General features: G+C 67.4%; 23 protein-coding genes. 9 read left to right on the forward strand and 14 right to left on the reverse strand.

What is annotated here, in order from left to right; translation table 11 throughout:
• Positions 1 to 129: 129 nt before the first annotated feature.
• Complete coding sequence (locus I7S92_RS01205; protein WP_242070002.1) at positions 130 to 1224, forward strand: HPP family protein; 1095 nt, start codon at positions 130 to 132, stop codon at positions 1222 to 1224.
• On the opposite strand, the gene I7S92_RS01210 is transcribed toward I7S92_RS01205, so the two are convergent.
• Together I7S92_RS01210 and I7S92_RS01215 are read right to left on the reverse strand one after the other, a co-directional pair.
• Positions 1212 to 1706: a DUF2934 domain-containing protein gene (locus I7S92_RS01210; protein ID WP_197641645.1), complete on the reverse strand. Its 495-nt coding sequence runs from the start codon at positions 1704 to 1706 to the stop codon at positions 1212 to 1214. The genes I7S92_RS01205 and I7S92_RS01210 overlap by 13 nt on opposite strands.
• Before the next feature lie 50 nt (positions 1707 to 1756).
• Positions 1757 to 2731 carry a DUF808 domain-containing protein gene (locus I7S92_RS01215; protein ID WP_197641646.1) on the reverse strand — a complete coding sequence of 325 codons (975 nt, stop codon included), beginning with the start codon at positions 2729 to 2731 and terminating at the stop codon, positions 1757 to 1759.
• A 185-nt stretch (positions 2732 to 2916) separates the two neighbouring features.
• Here I7S92_RS01215 and gap (I7S92_RS01220) point away from each other — a divergent pair, with 185 nt between their 5' ends.
• From gap (I7S92_RS01220) to I7S92_RS01235, 4 genes are all read left to right on the forward strand, one after another.
• Positions 2917 to 3918, forward strand: coding sequence for a type I glyceraldehyde-3-phosphate dehydrogenase (gap, locus tag I7S92_RS01220; protein WP_197641647.1), 1002 nt, complete (start codon positions 2917 to 2919; stop codon positions 3916 to 3918).
• Between the two features lie 30 nt (positions 3919 to 3948).
• Positions 3949 to 4092: a hypothetical protein gene (locus I7S92_RS01225; RefSeq protein WP_197641648.1), complete on the forward strand. Its 144-nt coding sequence runs from the start codon at positions 3949 to 3951 to the stop codon at positions 4090 to 4092.
• Between the two features lie 82 nt (positions 4093 to 4174).
• The gene (gap, locus tag I7S92_RS01230) at positions 4175 to 5176 is read left to right on the forward strand and encodes a type I glyceraldehyde-3-phosphate dehydrogenase (protein ID WP_197641649.1); all 1002 of its coding nucleotides are present in this window, start codon (positions 4175 to 4177) and stop codon (positions 5174 to 5176) included.
• 162 nt (positions 5177 to 5338) lie between these two features.
• Complete coding sequence (locus I7S92_RS01235; protein WP_197641650.1) at positions 5339 to 5509, forward strand: DUF1127 domain-containing protein; 171 nt, start codon at positions 5339 to 5341, stop codon at positions 5507 to 5509.
• A 50-nt stretch (positions 5510 to 5559) separates the two neighbouring features.
• On the opposite strand, the gene coaD is transcribed toward I7S92_RS01235, so the two are convergent.
• The 4 genes from coaD to I7S92_RS01255 all read right to left on the reverse strand — a co-directional run bounded on the left by coaD (position 5560) and on the right by I7S92_RS01255 (position 8685).
• A complete protein-coding gene (gene coaD / locus I7S92_RS01240) occupies positions 5560 to 6051 on the reverse strand; it encodes a pantetheine-phosphate adenylyltransferase (protein WP_197641651.1) in 492 nt (163 codons plus the stop codon).
• 71 nt (positions 6052 to 6122) lie between these two features.
• On the reverse strand, positions 6123 to 6557 hold the full coding sequence (locus I7S92_RS01245; RefSeq protein ID WP_197641652.1) for a CBS domain-containing protein: 435 nt from the start codon (positions 6555 to 6557) through the stop codon (positions 6123 to 6125).
• Between the two features lie 27 nt (positions 6558 to 6584).
• Entirely contained in the window at positions 6585 to 7520 is a 936-nt protein-coding gene (locus tag I7S92_RS01250; RefSeq protein ID WP_197641653.1) for a LysR family transcriptional regulator, read from the reverse strand.
• Between the two features lies 1 nt (position 7521).
• On the reverse strand, positions 7522 to 8685 hold the full coding sequence (locus I7S92_RS01255) for a glycosyltransferase family 4 protein (RefSeq protein ID WP_197641654.1): 1164 nt from the start codon (positions 8683 to 8685) through the stop codon (positions 7522 to 7524).
• 138 nt (positions 8686 to 8823) lie between these two features.
• Here I7S92_RS01255 and I7S92_RS01260 point away from each other — a divergent pair, with 138 nt between their 5' ends.
• The 3 genes from I7S92_RS01260 to I7S92_RS01270 all read left to right on the forward strand — a co-directional run bounded on the left by I7S92_RS01260 (position 8824) and on the right by I7S92_RS01270 (position 11242).
• Positions 8824 to 10323, forward strand: a complete 1500-nt coding sequence (locus I7S92_RS01260) for a CoA-acylating methylmalonate-semialdehyde dehydrogenase (RefSeq protein WP_197641655.1) — start codon at positions 8824 to 8826, stop codon at positions 10321 to 10323.
• A 79-nt stretch (positions 10324 to 10402) separates the two neighbouring features.
• Complete coding sequence (locus I7S92_RS01265; protein WP_197641656.1) at positions 10403 to 10744, forward strand: hypothetical protein; 342 nt, start codon at positions 10403 to 10405, stop codon at positions 10742 to 10744.
• A gap of 102 nt (positions 10745 to 10846) precedes the next feature.
• The gene (locus I7S92_RS01270; protein WP_197641657.1) at positions 10847 to 11242 is read left to right on the forward strand and encodes an excinuclease ABC subunit A; all 396 of its coding nucleotides are present in this window, start codon (positions 10847 to 10849) and stop codon (positions 11240 to 11242) included.
• A gap of 29 nt (positions 11243 to 11271) precedes the next feature.
• Here the strand turns inward: I7S92_RS01270 and uvrA are convergent, their stop codons facing one another.
• On the reverse strand, positions 11272 to 14136 hold the full coding sequence (uvrA, locus tag I7S92_RS01275; protein ID WP_197641658.1) for an excinuclease ABC subunit UvrA: 2865 nt from the start codon (positions 14134 to 14136) through the stop codon (positions 11272 to 11274).
• 160 nt (positions 14137 to 14296) lie between these two features.
• Here uvrA and I7S92_RS01280 point away from each other — a divergent pair, with 160 nt between their 5' ends.
• Complete coding sequence (locus I7S92_RS01280) at positions 14297 to 14662, forward strand: rhodanese-like domain-containing protein (protein WP_197641659.1); 366 nt, start codon at positions 14297 to 14299, stop codon at positions 14660 to 14662.
• Here I7S92_RS01280 and I7S92_RS01285 read toward each other — a convergent pair.
• The 7 genes from I7S92_RS01285 to I7S92_RS01315 form a co-directional block, all read right to left on the reverse strand.
• Entirely contained in the window at positions 14652 to 15812 is a 1161-nt protein-coding gene (locus I7S92_RS01285; RefSeq protein ID WP_197641660.1) for an MFS transporter, read from the reverse strand. The genes I7S92_RS01280 and I7S92_RS01285 overlap by 11 nt on opposite strands.
• Positions 15813 to 15970: 158 nt before the next feature.
• Positions 15971 to 17368 carry a dihydrolipoyl dehydrogenase gene (gene lpdA, locus I7S92_RS01290; protein ID WP_197641661.1) on the reverse strand — a complete coding sequence of 466 codons (1398 nt, stop codon included), beginning with the start codon at positions 17366 to 17368 and terminating at the stop codon, positions 15971 to 15973.
• A gap of 74 nt (positions 17369 to 17442) precedes the next feature.
• Positions 17443 to 18024: a DUF924 family protein gene (locus I7S92_RS01295; protein WP_197641662.1), complete on the reverse strand. Its 582-nt coding sequence runs from the start codon at positions 18022 to 18024 to the stop codon at positions 17443 to 17445.
• A 60-nt stretch (positions 18025 to 18084) separates the two neighbouring features.
• Positions 18085 to 19329 (reverse strand): MFS transporter, encoded by a 1245-nt coding sequence (locus I7S92_RS01300; protein WP_197641663.1) that lies wholly within the window; start codon positions 19327 to 19329, stop codon positions 18085 to 18087.
• Between the two features lie 14 nt (positions 19330 to 19343).
• Entirely contained in the window at positions 19344 to 19694 is a 351-nt protein-coding gene (locus tag I7S92_RS01305; protein WP_197641664.1) for a DUF3147 family protein, read from the reverse strand.
• Positions 19691 to 20737: a tRNA preQ1(34) S-adenosylmethionine ribosyltransferase-isomerase QueA gene (gene queA / locus I7S92_RS01310; protein ID WP_197641665.1), complete on the reverse strand. Its 1047-nt coding sequence runs from the start codon at positions 20735 to 20737 to the stop codon at positions 19691 to 19693. Before queA ends, I7S92_RS01305 begins: the two co-directional genes overlap by 4 nt.
• Entirely contained in the window at positions 20734 to 24090 is a 3357-nt protein-coding gene (locus tag I7S92_RS01315; protein WP_197641666.1) for a hypothetical protein, read from the reverse strand. The genes queA and I7S92_RS01315 overlap by 4 nt, the downstream gene beginning before the upstream one ends.
• Positions 24091 to 24204: the final 114 nt, after the last annotated feature.

A 24204-nucleotide genomic window follows, 5' to 3' on the forward strand; every position in this document is an offset into this window, starting at 1 on the left:
CTTTCCGTGCCGGATGGCGCAAATCGAAGGTCGCCTGTCGTGGGCGGCCTTTTTTTGTCGCGGGACGCGGGGCAGGTTCGGCTCCTGGGAGGATCGCTCATGGCGTGGTGGCGAGGATTGGCTCCGGCGATGGCCGGGCCCAGAGCGGTGGATGTCGGCCGGGCCGGATTGGGCGCGGGGCTGGGGCTTCTGCTGGCCGGGCTCGCGCTGCGCAGTTCGGGCCTCGGCTGGCTGATCGCGCCGCTCGGGGCCTCGGCGGTGCTGGTCTTCGCGGTGCCGAACAGCCCGCTGGCGCAGCCCTGGTCGGTGGTCGTCGGCAATACTCTCTCGGCGCTGGTGGCGCTGGCGGTGATCACCGCCCTGCCCCATGTCGACTGGGCGGTGCCGCTGGCGGTCGGGCTGGCGATCGGCATCATGCTGGCGGCGCGTGCGCTGCATCCGCCGGGCGGCGCGGTGGCGCTGCTCGTCAGCCTGGGGGCCTCGGGGGATTTTGCCGCCACGATGGGGCCGATCCTGGCGGGGTCCTGTCTCTTGGTCGGGATCGGCGTCCTCTGGAACCGGGCGGTGGGCCGGGTCTATCCCTTTCGCCAGCCCGCGCAGCTGGGCCCGCATGGCACGCATGACCCGACCCCGGAAGAGCGGATCGGCCTGGACCCGTCCGACCTGGCCGCGATCCTGGAGGAATACCGGCAATCGGCCAACCTGGGCGTGGCCGACCTTGCCCGGCTGGTGGGCGCGGCCGAACAGGCGGCGGCGGCGCGGCGGATGGAGGGGTTCACGGCGGCCGACATCATGTCGCGCGACCTGGTGACGGTGGGGCCGCAGGCGCCGCTGGCGCAGGTGGCGGACCTCTTTCGCAAGCGGGGCTTCACCTCGCTGCCGGTGGTGGCGGAGGATGACCGGCTCCTCGGCCTGATCTTCCAGATCGACCTGATCCGCCGCGCGCGCGAGGATGCCTTCCGCCAGCACAAGAGCCTGATCAGCGCGCTGGCCCGGCTGATCGACAACCACCGCGCCAAGCCGCCGAAGGCGGGCGAGATCATGGAGACCGGGGTGCCGCAGATCAGCCCGGAGACGCCGGTGGGGGCGCTTCTGCCGCTCTTGGCCGATGGCGGCGCCGAGGCTGTGCCCGTGGTCGACGGGCCGCGCATCGTCGGCATCGTGACGCGGACCGACCTGGTGTCCGCGCTGGCGCAGCGGCTGGCGCTGGTTCAGGCGGTCTGATCGCCGCGCGGGTCAAGCGGCCTGGGGTCGGGCATGCCGTCGTCGTTCAGGTCGTCGTTCTGCGGCCCGTCTTCGGCGTTCACCGCGCTGGAGGTGATGTCGGCCTCGGCCTGCGAGACCTGCGGCAGATCCTCCTCGGGCAGATCCTCGACCGGCAGGACGCCGCCCTCGGCCGAGGCGTCGCCGTCCGACAGGCGGGGCCCGTCGTCGTCCTCGACATGGGGATAGGTCTCTTCCTCGCCCTGGTCGGTCAGGGTGGGGAATTCGCCCAGATTGCCCTGGATCGCGGCCTCTTCGATCACCGGCTCGGCGGCCTTTTCGGGGTCGAGCGTCGGGGGCGGCACTTCCTCGATCGCCAGCAGCTCGCGCGCGCGGCCGAGAAAGCGGTCGGGCCCGCCTGCGGGTCGGCCTTCCTCCTGCCAGAGGAGATCGGCACGGTCGCGGATGCGGGCTTCCCAGGCGTCGAAGTCTTGGCGGTTCATGGCGGCCTCCCTTTGCGGGGTACAACGTCCGGGGGGCCCGCGAAGTTCCGTCAGTGGGCGGCGGGCTTGCCCCCGGTGGCGGCGGCCCAGAGCGGACCGATGACCCGGGTGGCGACCGGGATCAAGAGGAAGCCGAGGAGCATCCCCAGCACGCCATCCAGCGCGGCGGTGACGAGCCAGGCGACAAGGCCCGGCGCGGCGGGAACGGCATGGGCGGCGGCCTCGGCAAGCTGGTGGATCGTCTCGTAGGGCCAGGGCCAGAGATGCGTGACCTCAAGCCCGTGCACCACGATGCTGCCCCCGACCCAGAGCATCGCGGCCGTGCCCACGGTCGACAGGAAGGTCATCAGCTTCGGCATCGCGCGCACCAGCCCCCGGCCAAGCGCCCTGCCCGCCCCGGTCCGCCCGGTGGCGGCCATGTGCAGGCCCACGTCGTCCATCTTCACGATCAGCGCGACCGCGCCATAGACCGCGACGGTGATGAAGATCCCGACAATGGCCAGCGTGACCGCCTGCATCCAGAGGCTGGGGCTTTCGATCGTGGCCAGCGCGATGGTCATGATCTCGGCCGAGAGGATGAAATCGGTCTTGATCGCACCCGAGACCTTTTCCTCCTCGAGATGCGCCGGATCCCGGGTGTCGAAATCCGCCTCGACCGTCTGGTCCGCATGGGGGGCGAAGGCGTGCAGGAGCTTCTCGGCCCCCTCGAAGCAGAGATAGGCCCCGCCCAGCATCAGAAGCGGCGTGATCAGCACCGGCGCGAAGTAATCCAGCGCCAGAAGGCCGGGCAGCAGCACGACCAGCTTGTTGCGGAACGAGCCGAGAGAGATGCGCCAGATGATCGGCAGTTCTCGGTCGGCCGAGAAGCCGTGGACGTATTTTGGCGTCACCGCCGCATCGTCGATCACCACGCCGGCCGCCTTGGTCCCCGCCTTGGCGGCCGCACCCGCGATGTCATCGACCGAGGCCGCCGCCACCTTGGCGATGGCCGCCACATCGTCCAGAAGCGCCAGAAGTCCGCTCATACCCTGCTCCACTTGGTCCGGATTCGATGTAGCGCGGCCGGCGCAGGAAGGCAAAGCGGGGCCGAAGGTTAGCGCAAACAGGCGAAGATTGCGCTAACATGCTGAAAACCCGTCGCTTTTCGCCTTGCATACGGGTCAAAGCAAGCTATCCACCTTTGGGACGGATCCACAAGGGGCATTGCGACATGACCATCACCATCGGCATCAACGGCTTCGGGCGGATCGGGCGCTGCACTCTGGCCCATATCGCCGAGGCCAACCGCAACGATGTGCAGGTGGTGGCGATCAACGCGACCGGGCCGGTCGAGACGAACGCCCATCTTCTGAAATACGACAGCGTGCATGGCCGCTTCCCCGGCACGGTCAATGTGGTGGACGGCGCGCTGGACCTGGGCCGCGGGCCGATCCGGATGATGTCGACCTACAACCCCGAGGAACTGGACTGGGAAGGCGTGGACGTGGTGCTGGAATGCACCGGCAAGTTCAACGACCGCGACAAGGCGGCGGTGCATCTGGGCCGCGGGGCGAAGCGGGTGCTGGTCTCCGCCCCGGCCAAGCGCGCGGACCTGACCGTGGTCTATGGCGTGAACCACCGCAGCCTGCTGCCGGAACACCTGGTCGTCTCGAACGCTTCCTGCACGACGAACTGCCTGGCGCCCCTGGCCAAGGTGCTGAACGACACCATCGGGATCGAATCGGGCATCATGACCACGATCCACAGCTATACCGGCGACCAGCCGACGCTGGACCGGCGGCACAAGGACCTCTATCGCGCCCGCGCGGCGGCGATGGCGATGATCCCGACCTCGACCGGGGCGGGCAAGGCCATCGGCGAGGTCCTGCCGGAGCTGGCGGGCAGGCTGGAAGGCAGCGCGATCCGGGTTCCGACGCCGAACGTCAGCGCGGTCGACCTGACCTTCATCGCCAACAAATCCGTGACGGTGGCCGAGGTGAACGAGATCGTCCGCGAGGCCTGCGCCGGCTACATGGGCATGGTCATGGCCTATGATCCCGAGCCCAAGGTCTCGATCGACTTCAACCACACGCCGCAGTCGTCTATCTTCGCCCCGGACCAGACCAAGGTGGCGGGCCGTTCCGTCCGCGTGCTGGCCTGGTACGACAACGAGTGGGGCTTCTCCTGCCGGATGGCCGATGTGGCCGGCGTCATGGGGCGGCTGGCAAAGTAGGCAGGGCCGCGCGGCCCTTCGGGGGCAGACGTGACCGACCGCATCGCACTCTGGCTGGGACTGATCCTTGCCGCCGCAATCCTGGCCGACCTTGCCCTGAACGGCGGGTCGGCCTTGATGTTTCTGCTGCGCAAGTTCCTCGACCTGGTTGACTGGCTGGCATTCTGGCGCTGACCGCGCCGGCCTGTGCGTTGCCTCCCTTGCGATTTTGTCTTGTTAGCGCTATCAGTGCGCAGGCTATTCGAAAGGGCAAGACATGGCTGTCACGGTTGCCATCAATGGATTCGGGCGCATCGGGCGCAATATCCTGCGCGCCATCATCGAGTCGGGCCGCACCGACATCGAGGTGATCGCGATCAACGACCTCGGCCCGGTCGAGACCAACGCGCATCTTCTGCGCCATGATTCGGTGCACGGGAAATTCCCGGCCAAGGTCACCACCGGCGCAGACACGATCGACGTCGGTCGCGGGCCGATCCGGGTCACCGCGCTGAAGAACCCTGCCGACCTGCCCTGGGGCGATGTGGATATCGTGCTGGAATGTACCGGGATCTTCACCTCGAAGGAGAAATGCCTGCCGCATCTGGAAAACGGCGCCAAACGGGTGCTGATCAGCGCGCCGGGCGAAGGGGCGGACAAGACCATCGTCTATGGCGTGAACCACCAGACGCTGACCCGGGACGACATCGTCGTCTCGAACGCCTCCTGCACCACCAACTGCCTTTCGCCCGTGGCCCAGGTCCTGCACCAGGCCATAGGGATCGAGAAGGGGATGATGACCACCATCCACAGCTACACCGGCGACCAGCCGACGCTGGACACGATGCACAAGGACCTCTACCGCGCCCGGGCGGCGGCGCTGTCGATGATCCCGACCTCGACCGGCGCGGCCAAGGCGGTGGGGCTTGTCCTGCCCGAGCTGAAGGGCAAGCTGGACGGTTTCGCCATGCGGGTGCCGACGCCGAATGTCAGCGTGGTGGACCTGAAGTTCATCCCCGCACGCCCGACCAGCGTCGAGGAGATCAACGCCGCGATCAGGACGGCGGCGGACGGCCGGCTGCAGGGAATCCTCGGCTATACCGAGGAGAAGCTGGTCAGTTCCGACTTCAACCACGATCCGCATTCCTCGGTCTTCCACATGGACCAGACCAAGGTGATGGACGGAAGCTTCGTCTCGGTCCTGGCCTGGTACGACAACGAATGGGGCTTCTCGAACCGCATGGCTGATACCGCCGTGGCGATGGGCAAGCTGATCTGAACCCTGGGAAACCGGGGAAAGGGCGCCTTTCGGGCGCCCTTTTTGTTTCAGCCATGCGATTCTTGCATAGCCGCAGCGCAGCATTGGACGTTGCTTGGGGCCGGGGAAAGCATATGTTCCGCGCAGTCAAGGCGTTCGGCCTTGCAACAAGAGGACGAGAGAATGCTCAACGTGTTCGACATGCTGAAGACCGCCGCCGTGAACTATGCCCGCTACGTCCAGACCCGGAACGAGATCGCCAACCTTCCGGCCGAGATCGCCCAGGACCTTGGCATCCTGCCGAGCGATGCCGAGCGGATCGCGCGCGAAGCCGTCTACGGCAAAGCCGCCTGATCGCGGCTTGCGGGACGGATATGCAGGGGCCTTCGGGCCCCTTTTGCATGTCAGCCGTATTTGCGCCCCAGCGCCTCGACCACCGGCGGGGTGACGAACCTGGACACATCGCCCCCCAGCCGCGCGATTTCCTTGACCAGTTTCGACGCGATGGCCTGACGCCGGGCGTCGGCCATCATGAACACGGTCTCGATCGAGGCATCGAGGGCCCGGTTCATGCCGACCATCTGGAATTCGTATTCAAAATCCGCCACCGCGCGCAGGCCGCGCACGATGATCCCCGCCCCCACGTCGCGGGCGCAGTCGATCAGCAGGTTCTCGAACGGATGCACCACGATCTCGCCGCCGGTGCGGGCCTGGATCGCAGCGCATTCGGCCTCGACCATGGCGACGCGTTCTTCCAGCGCGAAGAGCGGCGACTTGTCCCGGTTGATCGCCACGCCGATCACCAGCCGGTCGACCAGCGCCATGGCGCGCTGGATGATGTCGATATGACCCAGCGTGATCGGATCGAAAGTGCCCGGATAAAGCCCGATGCGCATGGATCGCCCCCAAGTGACTGCCAGCGCACGCAACAATATTGCGCGGGCGGGCGCAAGGGAAAACCGAAGGCTCAGAAGCCCTTGATCATGCCCTCCAGCGCCTCCTTCTCGGCGCCAAGCTCCATCAGCCGGGCCTTGACCACGTCGCCGATCGAGATGAGGCCGACCATCTCCTCGCCCTCGATCACCGGCATGTGGCGGAAGCGGCCCTCGGTCATCCGGCCCAGCACCTGATCGGTGGTTTCCCCCCGGGTGCAGCCGATGATCTTCGCCGTCATCAGGCTTTCGACCGGATCGCCAAGACAGGCCGCGCCGCGCCGCCCGATCTCGCGCACGATGTCGCGCTCGGACACGATGCCGGTGGCGCGCTTGCCGTCGGGCGAGACGATCACCGCGCCGATCCTGCGGCTGGACAGCAGTTCGGCGACCGCCTGCACCGTGGAGCCCGGACGCACCGTGACCACGTCGTCGTTACCCTTGGACTTGAGGATCTGCTGAACGAGCATCGGGCGGTCCCTCCTCGTGACCTTGGCTCAAGGGTCGGGCCGCAAAGGGGATTCTGTCAAGACTTGTTCATCTTGCAGCAGAATTGCCTCGAGCCGCGCCATCTCGGCCCGCACCTCGCGGGTCAGCTGTTCGGCAAAGCGGGTCAGCCGGTCGGAGCGGGCGTCGCTTTCGTGCCGGATCAGCCAGAACGACCGGACGAGGCTGATCTGTCCGGTCAGGATCCGGGTGACGCCGGGGGCGGCCGGCAGCGAGAAGTCGTGCACCACGCCGACCCCTGCCCCGGTCCGCAACCAGTTGAGCTGGACCGAGACCGAGTTCGAGCTGAGCCTGGCCGGACCGACCCCGATCTCGGCCAGATAGTCCAGTTCCTTGTCGAAGATCATGTCGGGGATATAGCCGATGATGCGGTGCGTCTTGAGGTCGGAGGCGTCGCGGATCGGCGGGACACGGGCGAGATAATCGCGGCTTGCCGCCAGATGCAGGCCGTAGTCGGTCAGCTTCTGCACCGTCAGCCGCCCGGCCTCGGGGCGCGAGACCGCGATCGCCATGTCGGCCTCGCGCTTCGAGAGGTTGAAGACGCGGGGAAGCGCGACGATCTGCACCTCCAGCCCCGGATTGGTGTCGCAGATCCGGGCAAGAACCTGCGGCAGAAGGTAGTTCGCGCAGCCGTCCGGCGCGCCGAGGCGGATCAACCCGGTCAGCCCGCCGGGGCCGGAGAGGCTTTCCCCGGCCGCGAGCGCGGCGCGTTCCGCCCGTTCGGCATGGGGCAGAAGCCGGGCGCCCTCCTCGGTCAGGGCATAGCCCTGCGGGGACTTGGCGAAGAGCCGGGCCTGCGTCGCCTCCTCCAGCCGCGCGATGCGGCGGCCGACGGTGGCCGGGTCGATCTTCAGCCGCTTTCCGGCCGCGGAAAGGCTTTCGGTCCGGGCGACCGCCAGAAAGACGCGCAGGTCGTCCCAGTCCACCTCAGCCTCGCTTTCGGGCGGAGGTATCTGCCAGAACCTCGCCCAGAAGCACCTGCCACTTCGCATTGATCGCAGAGGGGGTGAAATCCGTTTCGATCTTAAGCCGGGCGGCAGCGCCCATCTTTTCGGCCAGCGCAGGATTGGCCAATAGTTGGTCAACCCGATCGGCCATGGCCCGCACCGACCGGGCCGGGACCTGGAACCCCGTAACCCCGTCCTCGATCAGGCTGTCCAACACCGGCATACGGTAGGCGACGACCGGCAGGCCGGTCGCCATGGCCTCTAGAACCACCTTTGGCAGCCCCTCGGCATGGGTCGAGGGGAACAGGAACACAGACGCGCCCGCCAGGCGCTGCGGCACCTCCTCGTGCTGCACGGGGCCAGGTGTGGTGTAACGGTCTGAAATGCCTCGCCGACGTGCGTGGCCCGCAGCAGCCCTACGAACCTTGTCAGACCCCGGCCCCATACACTCCAGCGTCACAGTCCGGTCCCTGAGCAGGGCAACGACGTCGATCATCGGGAGAACCCCTTTGTCCCATGCCAGCCTTCCAAGCGAGACAAGCCGCGCCGGTTCACTCGCCGAAGGTAGTTTCGGCTGGTAAAGGGATGTGTCGAACCCATAGACGATTGCCTGCGTCGTATAAGGCCGCCACCATGACGCTCGGCGAAGCGCGCTGGCAAGCTGTGGTGAATTGCAGACAACCCGCGCAGCCCGGCGCATGAAGGCGTGGGCCTTGCGGTTCTTCAATGCGAAGATCGGGGCGAGAGGAAAGGCAAGCAGTGGTGCCAGCCAATCGGCGCGGCTTTCGATCTGATGCAGCCAGCGCGGATAGGTGCCCTCATGCAGGACAATCGGCACCTCGGATGCAAAGCTGCTATGCTGTAGAAAGCCCCAGGTCGCCATGCCGCGCCCGAACACGATGTCGAAGGGCCGCTCGGCATGCAGCAGGTCAAAGGCCGTCGCGCTGTTCTGCCAGAACCGGCCACCCTTCTTTTCGGGAGGGGTTCCCGCCAGATAATGGATCTCGGCTCCGTCCTCCTGCTCCACAGCCCCGCCGCCTTCGGGCAGTTCCGCAGTCAGCACCACGACCTCATGCCCCAGCCCAGCCAGCACCTTTGCAATCAGGCCGGAATGGGGAGTGAAATAGCCACGGTGACGCCGCATGACTGGCGCGAAGATACAAAGGCGCAGCGGGCGTTGAAGAGGCATCATTGCACTTTCGCAAAACACTTTTGGGAGATTGCTCCTTTGTCTAGCGTTTCCGCAAGGGTAAAAGCGCCCTATCATATTCGGGAGGATTCCATGCAGGACATCGGACACTGGATCAACGGCAAGCTCGTCGCGGGGACTTCGGGCCGCTTCAGCGACATCTACAACCCCGCCACCGGCGAAGTGCAGGCCCGCGTGGCGCTGGCCACTCCGGCCGAGCTGGACCATGCGATCCAGGAGGCCGCCAAGGCCCAGATCGGCTGGGCCGCCACCAACCCGCAGCGCCGGGCCCGGGTGATGATGGCCTTCGGCGCGCTGATCAACCAGAACATGGACAAGCTGGCCGAGATGGTTTCGCGCGAGCACGGCAAGACCATCCCCGACGCCAAGGGCGACGTGCAGCGCGGCCTTGAGGTGATCGAGGTCTGCATGGGCGCGCCTGCCATGCTGAAGGGCGAGATGATGGATTCGGCCGGCCCCGGCATCGACCTTTACGCCATGCGCCAACCCCTTGGTGTCGTTGCCGGAATCACGCCGTTCAACTTCCCGGCGATGATCCCGTTGTGGAAGATCGGCCCGGCGCTGTCTTCGGGCAACGCGATGATCCTGAAGCCGTCGGAGCGGGTGCCGTCGACCTCGCTGTTCCTGGCCGAGCTGCTGCAACAGGCAGGCCTGCCGGATGGTGTGTTGCAGGTGGTGAACGGCGACAAGGAAGTGGTGGACGGCATCCTCGACCATCCGGTGATCCAGGGCGTGGGCTTCGTCGGCTCCACCCCGATCGCGCAATACATCTATGGCCGGGCCGCAAGCAACGGCAAGCGCGCGCAATGCTTCGGTGGCGCGAAGAACCACATGATCATCATGCCCGACGCCGACCTCGACAAGGCGGCGGATGCGCTTGTCGGTGCAGGCTATGGCGCGGCGGGCGAACGCTGCATGGCGATCTCGGTCGCCGTTCCGGTCGGCGAAAAGACGGCGGATGCGCTAGTCGAACGCCTGATCCCGCGGATCGAGAAGTTGAAGGTCGCCCCCTATACCGCTGGAAACGATGTGGATTTCGGACCGCTGATCACCAGGCAGGCGCAGGAGCGCGTCAAGGGGTTGATCACCTCGGGCGTGGAACAGGGCGCGAAGCTGGTGGTCGACGGGCGCGACCTGAAGATCCAGGGCTACGAGAACGGCTTCTTCGTCGGCGCGACGCTGTTCGACAACGTCACCCCCGAGATGGACATCTACAAGCAGGAGATCTTCGGGCCGGTCCTGTCGACCGTGCGGATGCCGACATATGACGACGCGCTGAAGCTGGTGATGGACAACGAATACGGCAACGGCACCGCGATCTACACCGCCGACGGCGACACGGCGCGCGATTTCGCCTCCCGCGTCAACGTGGGCATGGTCGGGATCAACTTCCCGATCCCGGTGCCGCTGTCCTACTTCTCCTTCGGCGGCTGGAAACGCTCGGCCTTCGGCGACCTGAACCAGTACGGGCCGGACGCCTTCCGCTTCTACACCAAGACCAAGACCGTCACGGCGCGCTGGTTCTCGGGCATCAAGGAAGGTGCCAGCCTGAACTTCAAGGCGCTGGACTGATACTGTCGGGCGCGGTTTCCCTGCGGAACCGCGCCCGCAACTTTCGCGTTCCCTCGCCGAACCGCAGGCGAGGTGTGACATGCGACCCCTTCTCCTATCGCTTCTGCTTCTGGGTCCGGCCACGGCGGCGGCGGCCGATTGCGGCTCGATCGTGCCCTCGGTCTGCGTCATGGCCGTGGAAGACCTCTCCTCGGCGCCGAAGATGCTGAAGGTGAAACCCGGCGTGACGCCCTTTCTCGTGGGCGACAGGTTCCCGGTCGAGTCGCGCTCGCTGCTGATGGACCCGGCGCGCTATGGACTGGACCCCTCGGACGGCAGCTGGCGCTACTATGCGATGGCGGGGGTGGTCTACCGGATCGAGAACGGCACAGGGCTGGTGCTCGAGGTGATCCGAAGCCGCAGCACGGCCTATCTGCGCTGATCTGTGCTGGCCCGATCGGTGGAAAGCCGCCGAGGCAGGCCGGACGTTCTGGAACCGAAGCAAGGGCTTCGGCATCTACTTCCGAGTTAGAAGGAGGTCCCCATGACCCGCACCAGCCCCGTCCTCGCGCTGATCCTGGCGCTGACTGCCGCCTTCGCCCTTCCGGCCGAGGCGAAGAACAAGCATTGCCCGCCGGGCCTGGCCAAGAAGGACGTGCCTTGCGTACCGCCCGGGCAGGCGAAGAAATGGGATCGCGCCGATCGAGACCATGACCATGACCATGACCATGATCATGACGACGACTGGCACTGGCATGCCGGCGACCGGGTGCGCGGCGATTATGTTCTGATCCCGCGCTCGGAATGGGAGCGGCTGCGCCTGCGGGATTACCGCGACGGCAGCACCTACCTGCGGACCGACAACCAGATCTTCCGCGTCATGCGGGACACGCTGGTGGTGATCGAGGCCGTCCGCATCCTGGACCGAGTCCTGAACTGATCCCGGGCGCAGGAGGCGCACGACAACCCTTACTCGGCCGCGATCTTCCGCGGTTTCAGCAGGTCCTTGAGATAGCGGCCGGTGTGGCTCGCCTCGACCCTGACGATCTCCTCGGGCGTGCCGGCGGCCACGATCTCGCCGCCGCCATCGCCGCCCTCGGGGCCGATGTCGATCACCCAGTCGGCGGTCTTGACCACATCGAGGTTGTGCTCGATCACCACCACCGTATTTCCCTGTTCCACAAGGGAATGAAGCACTTCCAGGAGTTTCCTCACATCCTCGAAATGCAGGCCCGTGGTCGGTTCGTCGAGGATATAGAGCGTGCGGCCCGTGGCCCGGCGGCTGAGTTCCTTCGAGAGCTTCACCCGCTGCGCCTCGCCGCCGGAGAGCGTGGTCGCCTGCTGGCCGACCTTGATGTAACCAAGCCCCACCTCCACCAGCGCGTCCATCTTCTCGCGGATCGCCGGGACCGCCTGGAAGAACTCGCGGGCGTCTTCGCAGGTCATGTCAAGAACGTCGGCGATGCTCTTGTTCTTGAACTTGATTTCCAGGGTCTCGCGGTTGTAGCGCTGGCCCTTGCAGGTCTCGCAGGTGACATAGACGTCCGGCAGGAAGTTCATCTCGATCTTCAAGACACCATCGCCCTGGCAGGCCTCGCAGCGGCCGCCCTTGACGTTGAAGCTGAAGCGCCCCGGCCCATACCCCCGTGCCTTACTTTCGGGCAGGCCGGCGAACCAGTCTCGGATCGGGGTGAAGGCCCCGGTGTAAGTGGCTGGATTTGAACGCGGAGTCCGGCCGATAGGGCGCTGGTCGATGTCGATCACCTTGTCCAGATGCTCGAACCCCTTGATCGTCTCGCAGGGGGCCGGCGTCTCATGCGCGCCATTCAGCCGCATCGCGGCGGTCTTGTAGAGCGTCTCGATGGTCAGCGAGGACTTGCCGCCGCCCGACACCCCTGTCACGCAGACGAACTTGCCCAGCGGGAATTCGGCGGTGACGCTTTTCAGGTTGTTCCCTGTGGCCCCGACGACCACCAGCTTCTTGCCGTTGCCCTTGCGCCGGGCCTTTGGCACCGCGATTTCCCGGGTGCCGGAAAGATACTGGCCGGTCAGGCTGGCGGGATCGGCCGCCACCTGCTGCGGCGTGCCGTGGCTGACCACCATACCGCCATGCACCCCGGCCCCCGGCCCCATGTCGAAGACATAGTCCGCCTCGCGGATCGCATCCTCGTCATGCTCTACCACCAGCACCGTGTTGCCCGCATCGCGCAGGTTCTTCAGCGTGATGAGCAAACGGTCGTTGTCGCGCTGGTGCAGGCCGATGGAGGGTTCGTCCAGCACATAGAGCACGCCGGTGAGGCCGGAGCCGATCTGCGAGGCCAGCCTGATCCGCTGCGATTCCCCGCCCGAAAGCGTGCCCGCTGCCCGGCTCATCGTCAGGTAGTTCAGGCCGACATTCACCAGGAACCCAAGCCGTTCGCGGATTTCCTTCAGAATTGCCCGGGCGATCTCGTTCTGCTGCTTGGTCAGCGTGTCGGCCACGCCCTCGACCCAGGAGAAAGCCTCGGTGATCGACATCTGCACCACCTGCCCGATATGCAGCCCGGCGATCTTCACCGCCAGCGCCTCGGGCTTCAGCCGGTAGCCGCCGCAGGCGCCGCAGGCGCGGTTCGACTGGTAACGCTCCATCTCCTCGCGGGACCAGGCCGAGTCGGTCTCGCGGTAGCGGCGTTCCATGTTGGGGATGATCCCCTCATAGACCCGGCGGACCTGGTAGACGCGACCGCCCTCGTCATAGCGGAACTCGATCTCCTCGCCCTTCGAGCCGCGCAGGAAAAGGTCCTTCACCGGCTCGGGCAGGTCTTTCCACTTGGCCTTCAGGTTGAAGCCGTAGTGCTTGGACAAAGCCTCCATCGTCTGCGTCAGGTAAGGCGATTTCGACTTGGCCCAGGGCGCGATGGCGCCTTGCATGAGGGTCAGGTTCTGGTCCGGGACCACCAGCCGTTCGTCGAAGAACAGCTCCATCCCCAGCCCGTCGCAGACCGGGCAGGCGCCGAAGGGGGCGTTGAAGCTGAATAGCCGCGGTTCGATCTCGGCAATGGTGAAGCCGGAAACCGGGCAGGCGAATTTCTCGGAATAGGTGATCCGGGTGGGCTCCTCGCCCTCCTTCACGTCGGCCAGCTCGATGACGGCGATCCCGTCGGCCAGGTTCAGCGCGGTGCGGAAGCTGTCGGCCAGCCGGGTCTCGATCCCCTCGCGCACCACGATCCGGTCCACCACCACGTCGATGTTGTGGCGGAACTTCTTGTCCAGGACCGGCGGCTCCTCCAACTCATGGAAGGCGCCGTCGACCTTCACCCGCTGGAAACCCTGTTTGCGCAGCTCCAGGAATTCCTTCTTGTACTCACCCTTGCGGTCCCGGATGATCGGGGCCAGCAGGTAGGCGCGCGTCCCCTCCTCCATCGCCATGACGGCGTCGACCATGTCCTGCACCTGCATCGCGGTGATCGGGAGGCCGGTCGTGGGGCTGTAGGGCGTGCCGACGCGGGCGAAGAGAAGACGCAGGTAGTCGTAGATCTCGGTCACCGTGCCGACGGTCGAGCGCGGGTTCTTCGAGGTCGTCTTCTGCTCGATGGAAATCGCCGGCGAGAGGCCGGAGATGTGGTCGACATCCGGCTTGCCCATCATGTCCAGGAACTGGCGGGCATAGGCGCTCAGCGACTCGACATAGCGCCGCTGGCCTTCCGCATAGATCGTGTCGAAGGCGAGGCTGGACTTGCCCGAGCCGGAAAGCCCAGTGATCACCACCAGCTGGTCGCGCGGGATCGCGACGTCAACGCCCTTGAGGTTGTGTTCGCGCGCACCGCGCACCTCGATGAACTTCTGTTCCGCCATGGTCTACCCCAAAAGGTGCAGGGGCAAGACATAGGACGGATCGGGCGAGTCTCCAACCGGAAAAAGTGAACGTAGAGTGAACGTGAGGCCGGGGCAAGTCGGGCCTTTAAATTTTAATCTTCTAAGCTATAAAGATGAAGAAATCAACCACGAGGTCGCCATGTTCAACTTCCTTCGTCCGGGCCGGTCCGCCGCCCGTCCCGATGCCGCTGCCCTGTCGCGCGAAATTGCGGCCGGGCGGCTTGTGCTGATCGACGTGCGCGAGGTGGCCGAGGCGCAGGCTTCGGGCCTGGCCGAGGGGGCGCGGCTGATCCCGCTCTCGCTGTTGCCGCTGAAATGCGATCCGCGCCAGCCGGGTTGCGAGTTGCCGCAAGGGGTTCCGGTGGCGGTCTATTGCGCCGCCGGCGGACGGTCGGGGATGGCGGCCGACACGCTGCGGCGGATGGGCTATGCCGAGGTGACCAACCTTGGCGGCCTTGGCGACTGGGCGGCGGCGGGGGGGAAAGTGGTGCCCTTCACGCGCTGAAGTGATGCCGCCGCGCGCGCTGCGCCTGGTGGATCGCGATCCCCAGGGCGCAGAGGGTGACCGCTGACAGGACCAGCCCCGTCGGGCCAGTGGCGGCCAGCAGGGCGGCCAGGACCGGCGTGCCCGTGGTGGTGCCCAGGTTCCCCAGCTGGGCCACCGCCCCGGCAGCGCGGGCGCGGTCCTCGGCGCTGGCATTGAGTTCCGGGATCGCGGCAAAGCTTGCGCCCTGCACGATTCCGAGGGCGGCGGAGAGGAGGAACCCTCCGGCCGCCATCACCTCCCCCTGTCCCCAGCCGAGCCAGAGCAGCAGGAAGCCGGGCACGGCGGCCGCATAGCCCGCCTGCACCAGGTGCACCGCGCTCATCCTTCCGAGGAGCCAGACGCCCAGAGTGAGCGAGACGGCGATGGAGACCAGCGGCATCCCCGCGGCGATCAGGGCGCGGTGGCTCTCGGGCGTCGCGGGCGGCACCAGGGTCAGGAGCGCGACGTAGAGGAAGGTATAGCAGCAGAAGCCCATGGCCGGGGCGGCGAGACGGGGCGAGGCGTAGATCATGGCATGTTGCGCCAGGAGATTGCCCATCGGCAGCGCCCCGTGCCGGGGATCGGCGGGCAGCGCCAGGGCGAGGATCGCGGCCAGCACGGCCATGTAGCCGGAATGGCCGAGGAAAAGGCCGGTGGGCGTGACATGCGGGCCGATCAGGGCGAGGACCGCGTAGGTCACGCCGAAGAAGCTGGACCAGAGAGTCATCGCCAGCGGCCGGCGATGCTCGGGCGCGAGAGCGGCGATCATCGTGGGGCCGACGACGACGATGGCAAGATGGCTTGCGCCTTCGACGACGCGGCTGGCAAGCATCAACGGATAGGACGGCAGCAGCGATTGCAGCGCGGACATGGCGGCCCCGGCGACCAGTGCCGCGACGATGGCCCGGCGCGGACCGATGCGGGCCACGAGGAGGCCCGCCGTGGTGCCGAAGACCAGCCCGACCATGCCGACGATCGAGACGACGAGGCCGAGGGCGACCTCGCCATTTCCGCCGTAGTTCGCGCGGAGAGTCTCGTACAGGATCGAGATCTTGCCGAACTGGGCGGCGGCGCCGAGACCGGCGCACCAGAGCAGGAGGACGAGGAGCATGGGGGGCAGCGCGCGCATGGCAGGGTGGTAGCCCGATCCGCGCCGCAATTCCAGAGAGATGGACCGGGGCTGACTTGCCGGCGCTTGCGCCCGCGCCGGATGCGCTCGTCGACGACTTCGTCACTCCTCGCCGAGGGGCCGAGGAGGAGACGAAGTCGAACGAGGAGGCGGTGGGATCAGATGTGCAGCGCGCGGCCGTAGGCGTCGAGCACGGCCTCGTGCATCATCTCCGACAGCGTCGGGTGCGGGAAGACGGTGTTCATCAGGTCTTCCTCGGTCGTCTCCAGCGTGCGCCCGACGACATAGCCCTGGATCAGCTCGGTCACTTCCGCGCCGACCATATGGGCGCCCAGAAGTTCGCCCGTCTTCGCGTCGAACACGGTCTTCACCATGCCCTCGGGTTCGCCGAGCGCAATGGCCTTGCCGTTGCCGATGAAGGGGAAGCGGCCGACCTTGACCTGATGGCCCGCTTCCTTCGCCTTCGCCTCGGTCAGCCCGACGCTGGCGACCTGCGGCTGGCAATAGGTGCAGCCGGCGATGGAATTCGGCTTGATCGGGTGCGGGTGCTTGCCGGCGATGAGTTCCGCGACCATCACGCCCTCATGGCTGGCCTTGTGCGCGAGCCAGGGCGCCCCGGCGATGTCGCCGATGGCGTAGAGGCCCTCCACCCCGGTGCGGCAGAATTCGTCGGTCACGACATGGGTGCGGTCGATCTTCACGCCCAGGGATTCGAGGCCGAGGTTTTCCACATTGCCGACGATGCCCACGGCAGAGATCACCGTGTCGAAGTCCTGCGTCTCGACCTTGCCGCCGACCTCGATATGGGCGGTCACGCCCTGCCCCGGCTTGCGGTCCAGCTTCTTGACTGCGGCCTTTTCCAGGATCTTCATGCCCTGCTTGACGAATTGCTTCTTCGCGAAGGCGCTGATTTCGGCGTCTTCCACCGGCAGGATGCGGTCCATCACTTCCACGACCGTGGTATCCGCGCCCAGGGTGTTGAAGAACGAGGCAAATTCGATGCCGATCGCGCCCGAGCCGATCACCAGGAGCTTCTTCGGCATCCGGGTCGCGACGAGGGCGTGCTTGTAGGACCAGACCAGATCGCCGTCGGCCTCGAGCCCCGGAAGCTCGCGCGCGCGGGCGCCGGTGGCGAGGATGATCGACTTCGCGGTCAGTTCCTCGCTGCCCTTGTCGGTCTTGACGGAAACCACGCCCTGCTTCGGCAGCGTCGCCGCGCCCATGAAGACGGTGACCTTGTTCTTCTTCATCAGATGGCCGATGCCGCCGGAAAGCTGCTTGGCCACCGCGCGGCTGCGCGCGACGACGGCGGGAAGGTCATAGCCGATACCGTCGGCCTTCAGCCCGAAGTCCTTGGCGCGGTGCATCAGGTGGAAGACCTCGGCCGAGCGCAAGAGCGCCTTGGTCGGGATGCAGCCCCAGTTCAGGCAGATGCCGCCCAGATGCTCGCGTTCGATGATGGCGACCTTGAGGCCCAGCTGGCTGGCGCGGATGGCGGCGACATAGCCCCCCGGTCCCGCACCGATCACGATCACGTCGAAGTTCTGGCTGGCCATCTTTCCCTCCCAAGAAAAGTAGTTTGCCCTTAAACTATTCCCCAAACCCAAGCAACAAAGGGCGCGCCGTGGCCCTATGCGTCCGGCGCATGGCTTTTCAGCCGGCTGACCACGGTCCTGTAGCCGCCGTCGTCGAGATAGCCCTGCTCTTCGGCGCTGCTTTTCCGCCCCAGCGCCGCGTTCCTTGTCGGGAAGCGGCCGTAGCGGGCGATGACCCATTGATGCGCGCGGGCATGCAGGGCCAGCTCGGGATCCGAAGCGAGGCGCTCAGTCATAAGTTGCACGGCGAGGGCCTGGTCCTTCGGATCCTCGGAATGCTCGAAGGGCATGTAGAAGAACTGCCGTTCCGGCTCGGGGGCGTTCAGGTCCCAGCCCTCGGCCAGCGCCTTGCGGGCGGCGGCGCGCGCCTGCGGATCGGTGGCGAAGGCCAGCGCCGTGCCACGGTGGATGTTGCGCGGGATCTGGTCGGTCAGGATCAGATAGGCCAGCGTCCCGACCGTGCCGTCGACCCAGTGGTCAAGCCCGCCCTCGCGCGCGGCCTGCCAGAGGTCGGCGAAGCGGGCGCAGGCGAGGTCGATCTCCTCACCCCCGGCATACCAGCCTTTCTCGCCGATCTCGTGCAGCCAGAACTCCAGAACCTCGACCGGATCGGACATCGGCATCCCTCCCTTTCGGCAAAGCCTTGCAGGGAAAGCGCGCGGCCGCAACCGTTGATCTCAGGCCCGCTCCGCCTGCGCCTCGACCGAGGCCTCGTCCAGCACCGCGCCCACCGCGAGCGGCGATGCCGTGGGGCTGACGCCCCGGAAGGCGCCGGTGACGACGGGCGTGGCGCGGCGGGTCATGCGGTAGGCGGCATAGGCGGCAAGCGCGACATAGAGGAGCGCGATGAACAGGAAGAAGCCGCGGGGGCCGACCGTCTCCATCATCCAGCCGGTGGCCGTGGGGCCGAAGATCGCGCCGACGCCGTTCAGGAAGATCAGCCCGGCCGAGGCGGCGGCCATCTGGTCGCGGCCGAGGAAGTCGTTGGTATAGGCGATGAGAAGGGCGTAGATCGGGTTGGTGATCCCGCCCAGCAGCAGCGCCACTCCGATCAGCGCCGGGAAGGGAAGTGCGACGAAGGCCGGGACCAGCATGGTCAGCGCGGCCAGCCCCGCAAGGCCGGTGATCAGCTTGCGCCGGTCCATCCGGTCCGAGGCCCAGCCGATCGGATACTGCAGGACAAGGCCGCCGACATACATCGCGCCGACGAAGATCGAGATCTCGCGCACGCCCAGCCCCTCGCGCGCGCCCCAGACGGCGGCCATGCCGAACATGGCCGAGAAGACGCCCCCGGTCAGCAGCATTCCGACGCAGCCGAGCGGCGAGATCTGGAACAGGTCGCGGAACGGCAGGCGGCGGGTGGTGTCGAACGCCGGCGCGGGCGTGGGAGCCAGCAGGATCGGCATGAAGGCCAGCGAGACCAGCACCGAAGGGATGATGAACAGCGCAAAGCCCGAGGAGTCCGGCAGGTTCAAAAGGACCTGGGAGGCGATGATCCCCAGCATCTGCACGATCATGTAGGCCGACAGCGCCTGGCCGCGGGTGTCGTTCGAGGCGGTGTTGTTCAGCCAGCTTTCGGAGGTGATGTAGACGGCGGAAAAGCAGAAGCCCGCCAGCACCCGCAGCACCGTCCAGACGATCCAGTCGGGATAGACCGGGAAGACCACGAGGATCGCCGAGATCAGCGAGCCCATGGCGGCGAACACGCGGACATGGCCGACATGACGGATCATCTGCGGCGCCGCGCGCGAACCGAAGAGGAAGCCAAGGAAGTAGGCCGCCATGACATAGGAGAGCTGGTAGGTCGTGAAGCCCTCGGTATTTCCGCGGATGCCGAGGAGCGTGCCCTGGATGCCGTTGCCGACCATCAGCAGCATGATCCCGAGGAGAAGCGGCCAGGACTGGGAGAGGACCTTGAACATGGGGTGGGTGTCCGTCAGAGCGGCAGGTTGAAACGCGGCGCGAGCCAAGTGAGGAGGAGATAGAGCGCGACGGTCAGCGCCACCCCCAGGCCAAGAGCCGGCCAGAAGCCCATGCCCTGCCGGATCAGCCAGGGCAGGAGCAGGAACATCGGCAGCGAGGGCAGGACGTACCAGAAGGTCGCCTCGGCATGGGCAGCGAGGCGTCCCGCGTCGGAGGTGTCGCGCCAGAGCCAGATCATCCCCAGGATCGAGACCAGCGGCAGCGAGGCCACCAGCGCCGCAACCGCCGGAGAGCGCCGGGCGATCTCGGAGATGGCGGCGATCAGCAGGCCGGAGAGGATGGCCTTGAGGGCGAGGTAGCTCATCCGTGGGACTCCGGGATCAGGAGCGAGCTGTCGCCATAGGAGAAGAAGCGATAGCCCGCGCGGATGGCATGGTCGTAGATGCGGCGGATGCGCGTCTCGCCCATAAGCGCCGCGACAAGCATCACCAGCGTCGACTTCGGCAGGTGGAAATTGGTCATCAAGGCGTCGGTCACGCGAAAGCGGTAGCCGGGATAGATGAAGATGTCGGTCTCGCCTTCCCAGGGATGCAGCACGCCCCCCGCATCGGCCGCGCTTTCGATCAGCCGCAACGCGGTGGTGCCGACCGGGATCACCCGTGCCCCTGCCCGCTTCGTGGCGTTGATCTCCGCCGCCGCCGCAGCGGTCACCCGGCCCCATTCGGCGTGCATCCTGTGGGTGGTCACGTCCTGAACCTTGACCGGCAGGAAGGTGCCCGCGCCGACATGCAGCGTGACTTCGGTGAACTCCACCCCCTTGGCGGCCAAGGCGCGCAGCAGGTCCTCGTCGAAATGCAGCGAGGCGGTGGGTGCGGCGACGGCCCCGGCGTGGCGGGCAAAGACGGTCTGATAGTCGGTGCGGTCCCGGTCGTCGGCGGCGCGCTTGGCGGCGATATAGGGCGGCAGCGGCATCACCCCAGCCTCGGCCAGGGCCTTGTCGAAGTCGTCGCCGGTCAGGTCGAAGGCCAGGGTCAGGTCGGTTTCCGACTTTTCGACCACGGTGGCGGAAAGGTGGTCGGAGAAGCGGATCACCTCGCCCGGCTGCACCTTGCGCAGGGGCTTGGCCAGCGCGCGCCAGCCTTGGGCGCGGGGCTCCAGCAGGGTGATTTCCACCTTGGCCACGGCTTCGCCGCGCCGGCGCGTTCCGAACAGACGCGCGGGGATCACCCGGGTGTTGTTCAGCACCAGCCGGTCGCCGGGGCGCAGGATGTCGATCAGGTCGGAAACCCGCCGGTCGCCGATCCGGTCGCCCTCGGCCAGCAGCAGCCGGGCAGCGGTGCGCGGCCGCGCGGGGCGGGTGGCGATCAGCGCCTCGGGCAGGTGGAAGTCGAAATCCTCAAGCTTCATCCGGCGTCCTTCAGGTTGGGGGGCGCGCGGCGGAAGATCTCGCGGAACATGCCGGGGGTGAAGACGGAAAGCGGATTGACCGAGACCACCGGAGCGTCGGCCGTCCCGGTCAGCCGGTAGTTGAAGCCGAACAGCCCCTCGCCCGGGCGGGAAAAGATCTGACCCACGCCATTCACCAGATAGATCGGCGAGACCACCCCCTGCAGGTCCAGCCGCGCCCCGGCGGTCTGATAGAGACCGGCGAAGGAAATGCCAAGCGAGGCGCCGACGGCCGAGCCTTGCGTGATCTCGACCGCGTCCGGGGTCAGGATGAAGCGGACCTCGCCGTTGTTGAAGGCCAGCCCCTCGCCGCCCATCTGCTCCAGAAGGCCCACGACCGAGATCGCGGACAGAAGCTCGGCCAGCGCAGGCGCGCCCTGCACCCGCATCCGGCTGAAGGTGGCGGTGCCGTTGTAATGCCCGGCAGGCCCGCGCGGAAAGAGGGTCATGTCCAGCTCTCCGCCCCGGCCCTTGTCGAAGATGCCGGCCGCCGCCATAACGGTGCCCGCATTGTCCGAGGTGATGCGGAAGGCGCTGCCGCCTTCGGCCGGGGCGACGATGCCGCGGATCTGGCCCTGGCCGTTGACCCCGGCGCTGAAGCTGCCGTTCATGCCGCCGCGCGGGCTGAAGCCGCCGCGAAAGCCGGTCAGGCTGATCCCCTCGCTGAGGACGAGCCGGTCGAGCGCCAGATCGATCGGCCCGCCGGTGCCGGTGTCGCCCTTACCCCCCGGCATCTTGCGGATATCGAGCCGCCCGCCGGTCACGGCCACATCCAGCGCACCCCCCTTGCCGGTGCCGGTCAGAACCACCGGCGCATCCAGCCAGTCGCCTGCACGCACGCGCGAAAAGCGCGCCTCCTTCAGCCCGCCGCCCTCGGCGGTGGTGATCATGCCTTCGGCGGTCAGGCCGGGGGCCTTGAGGGTGAGCCGCTCGACCACCGGCTCGCGCGAGAGTCGGGCCTCGAGATCAAGCGTGGCGCGGGTCTTCGCCCCCTTCGTCCAGCCAAGCGCGTCCAGCCGCAGACCAAGGCCGGCGAGATTGGAGGCGAGCGTGAGTTGCGGTGGCTCGCCTGCGACAAGCGCGATGTCGATGGCGGCCGGCCCCTCGCCGCTGACCGACCCTGCGGGCAGATCCACGCCCAGGTCGCGCAGCGCCGCATCCGAGAGCACCACCGTCCCGTTGACCCGCGCGCGGCCCTTCTGCTCCGGCCCGAAGCCCTGCACATAGGTCAGGTCCACCGGCATCGTGTCGAGCAACCCCTGGCCCGAGAGGCTGAGCCCTTCGGTGTCCACCGCGACGGAAACCTCGGGGGCGGTCAGGATCCGGCCCGGCACCAGCGAGGGCGAGGTGAAATCGACGATCCGGCCGCTGACGGTGAAATCCACATCCTGCAGCGTGACCCTGGCTTTCAGCGGCATCAGGAGCGTGGTCTTCAGTTCCGCCCGCCCGTCGCCCAGGTTCACCGGCTGGCCGGCCTTGGAGAAGAAGCTGAACGGCGGCTGGTCCAGAAGCGAAAGCGTCGCGGTCAGGGGCGAGGCGGTGACGAGGTCGATCTTCGCCGTCGCCGGGCGCTGGGTGATGTCGGCGATCTGGAAGACCGAGCCGTCGGCCTCGATCCGCCCGCCCTCGGGCGGCAGGACATGGCCCCGGTCCAGTTTCACGGTATAGGTCAGGTTCTCCAGCGTGGCATGGCCGCGCGCATTCAGCACCGGCGGCAGGGTGCGGACGAAGCGGACCTCGGCCTCGGAGAATTCGTAGCCCAGGCTGAAGCGCGGGGTGCTGCCGGGGGTCAGGCGCAGGCCCGCGCGGACATTGCTGAGCGTCGCCTCGCCCACGTTGTCGGCGAACCACATTCGCGTCCTGGGCACCGCCGACAGCGGCCAGATCTTCAGCAGGCGGTCCGAGTCGATCCGGTCGAGTTCGACATCCAGGCCGCCTTTCCAACCCTCGGGCGTGGTGGCCACGTCGCCCGACAAAAGAAGGCGCTCGCCCTCCTCCACCAGGGCAAGCTGGCCGATCTCCAGCCGGAACGGATCAAGCCGGAGCCGCAGGTCCAGCGCGCCCTGGCTGAAGCGGACCGGCTCGGCGAACAGGCCCTCGGGGTCGATCATCACCTCGGAAAAGGCGACCTGGCCCAGGATGGCCTGCGGCAGCGCGCCCGGCCCGATCGCGGCACCCGTCGCGTCCTGCAGATCGCCCTGCCCCGTCGCCTTCAGCCGCAGCGAGGGGCTTTCGACGGCAAGCCCGGTCATGTGGATCCGCGCCGGGCCGGGATCGTAGCTCAGGCCCAGCGAGGCGCGGTCGAAAGGCACCGGATTGGCGCCCTCGCCAGGGGCAAGGCTGCCCGCGCCGAGCTCAAGCTGGGCGGTGAGGCCGGTCAGCGCGCCCTCGGCGTCGATGCCGCCCTGCAGCGCGCCCGAGATCGGGGCCTGGACGAACTTCAGCCAGGCCAGCGGCGGGGCCATGGCGGCAAGGTCGCGGGCGCGCATCCGGTCCACCGTGGCCGCGACCCGCGCCGCGCCGCCGGAGCGGTCCACCACCAGCGTCACCAGCGCCTGCGCCGGTTCGACCCCGTCCAGCAGCGTCAGCGCCAGTTCCGCCGCCACCTCTCCCTGCCGGTTCTCGATCGTGAGGCGGCCGTCGCCCAGCTGCCAGCGCCGGTTGGCGCGGGCATCGGTGAGGGTGAGGCTGAGACCCTCGACCTCGACCGTGGCAAGGCTGGCAAGCGCGGGGGTGGTGAAAAGGCGGCCGACGATGTCCAGCACCTCGCCCAGGCTTTTCGGCCCCGGCCCGCCCGTGCCGAACTGCAGGTCGATCCGCCCCTCGGCATCGCGGCGCACCGCCAGCCGCGCACCGACCAGCCGCAGCGAGCTGGGCCGCAGCTTGCCGGTCAGCGCGGCCGATGGATCCAGCGCCAGATGCGCCTCGGGAAGGGAGAGGATCGAGCGGCCGTCGCGGTCGATCAGGCGCAGATCCTCGAGCCGGAAACGGGGGAAGAAGTCGTGGTCCACCGCCAGCTCGACCGAACCCACCGCCACCGCCGCGCCCTTCGGCAGGCGTTCGGCGACAAGACCCCGGTTCAGCCGGCCCTCGATCTCGGCCACGGCCCAGGTCGGCAGGCGCAGCGCCGCGCCGGTATAGGCCAGCGTCAGATAGCCGAAGCCCAGGGCCAGCGCGACAAGGGTGAAAAGGACGGTCAGGCTGATCCCGCCGCGGCGCCTGCGCGACGCACGACGCCGCTGCCCGGTCGCGGCTGCGGCCTGGTCCCGGTTCCCGTCGTCCACCCCGTCCGGCCCCGGTTCCCCGGGTCCCATCGCGGCACCTGCGTCCTGCATCCGGCCCTGGCGCCTTTTCCTTGTTGTTCTGCCCGCTACATCTTTCGCCGAAAGCGCCGGGATGCGAAAGTCACAAACCCTGACAAGGCAAGG

The sequence above is a fragment of the Tabrizicola soli genome, from assembly GCF_015999335.1.
GTDB lineage: Bacteria > Pseudomonadota > Alphaproteobacteria > Rhodobacterales > Rhodobacteraceae > Tabrizicola > Tabrizicola soli.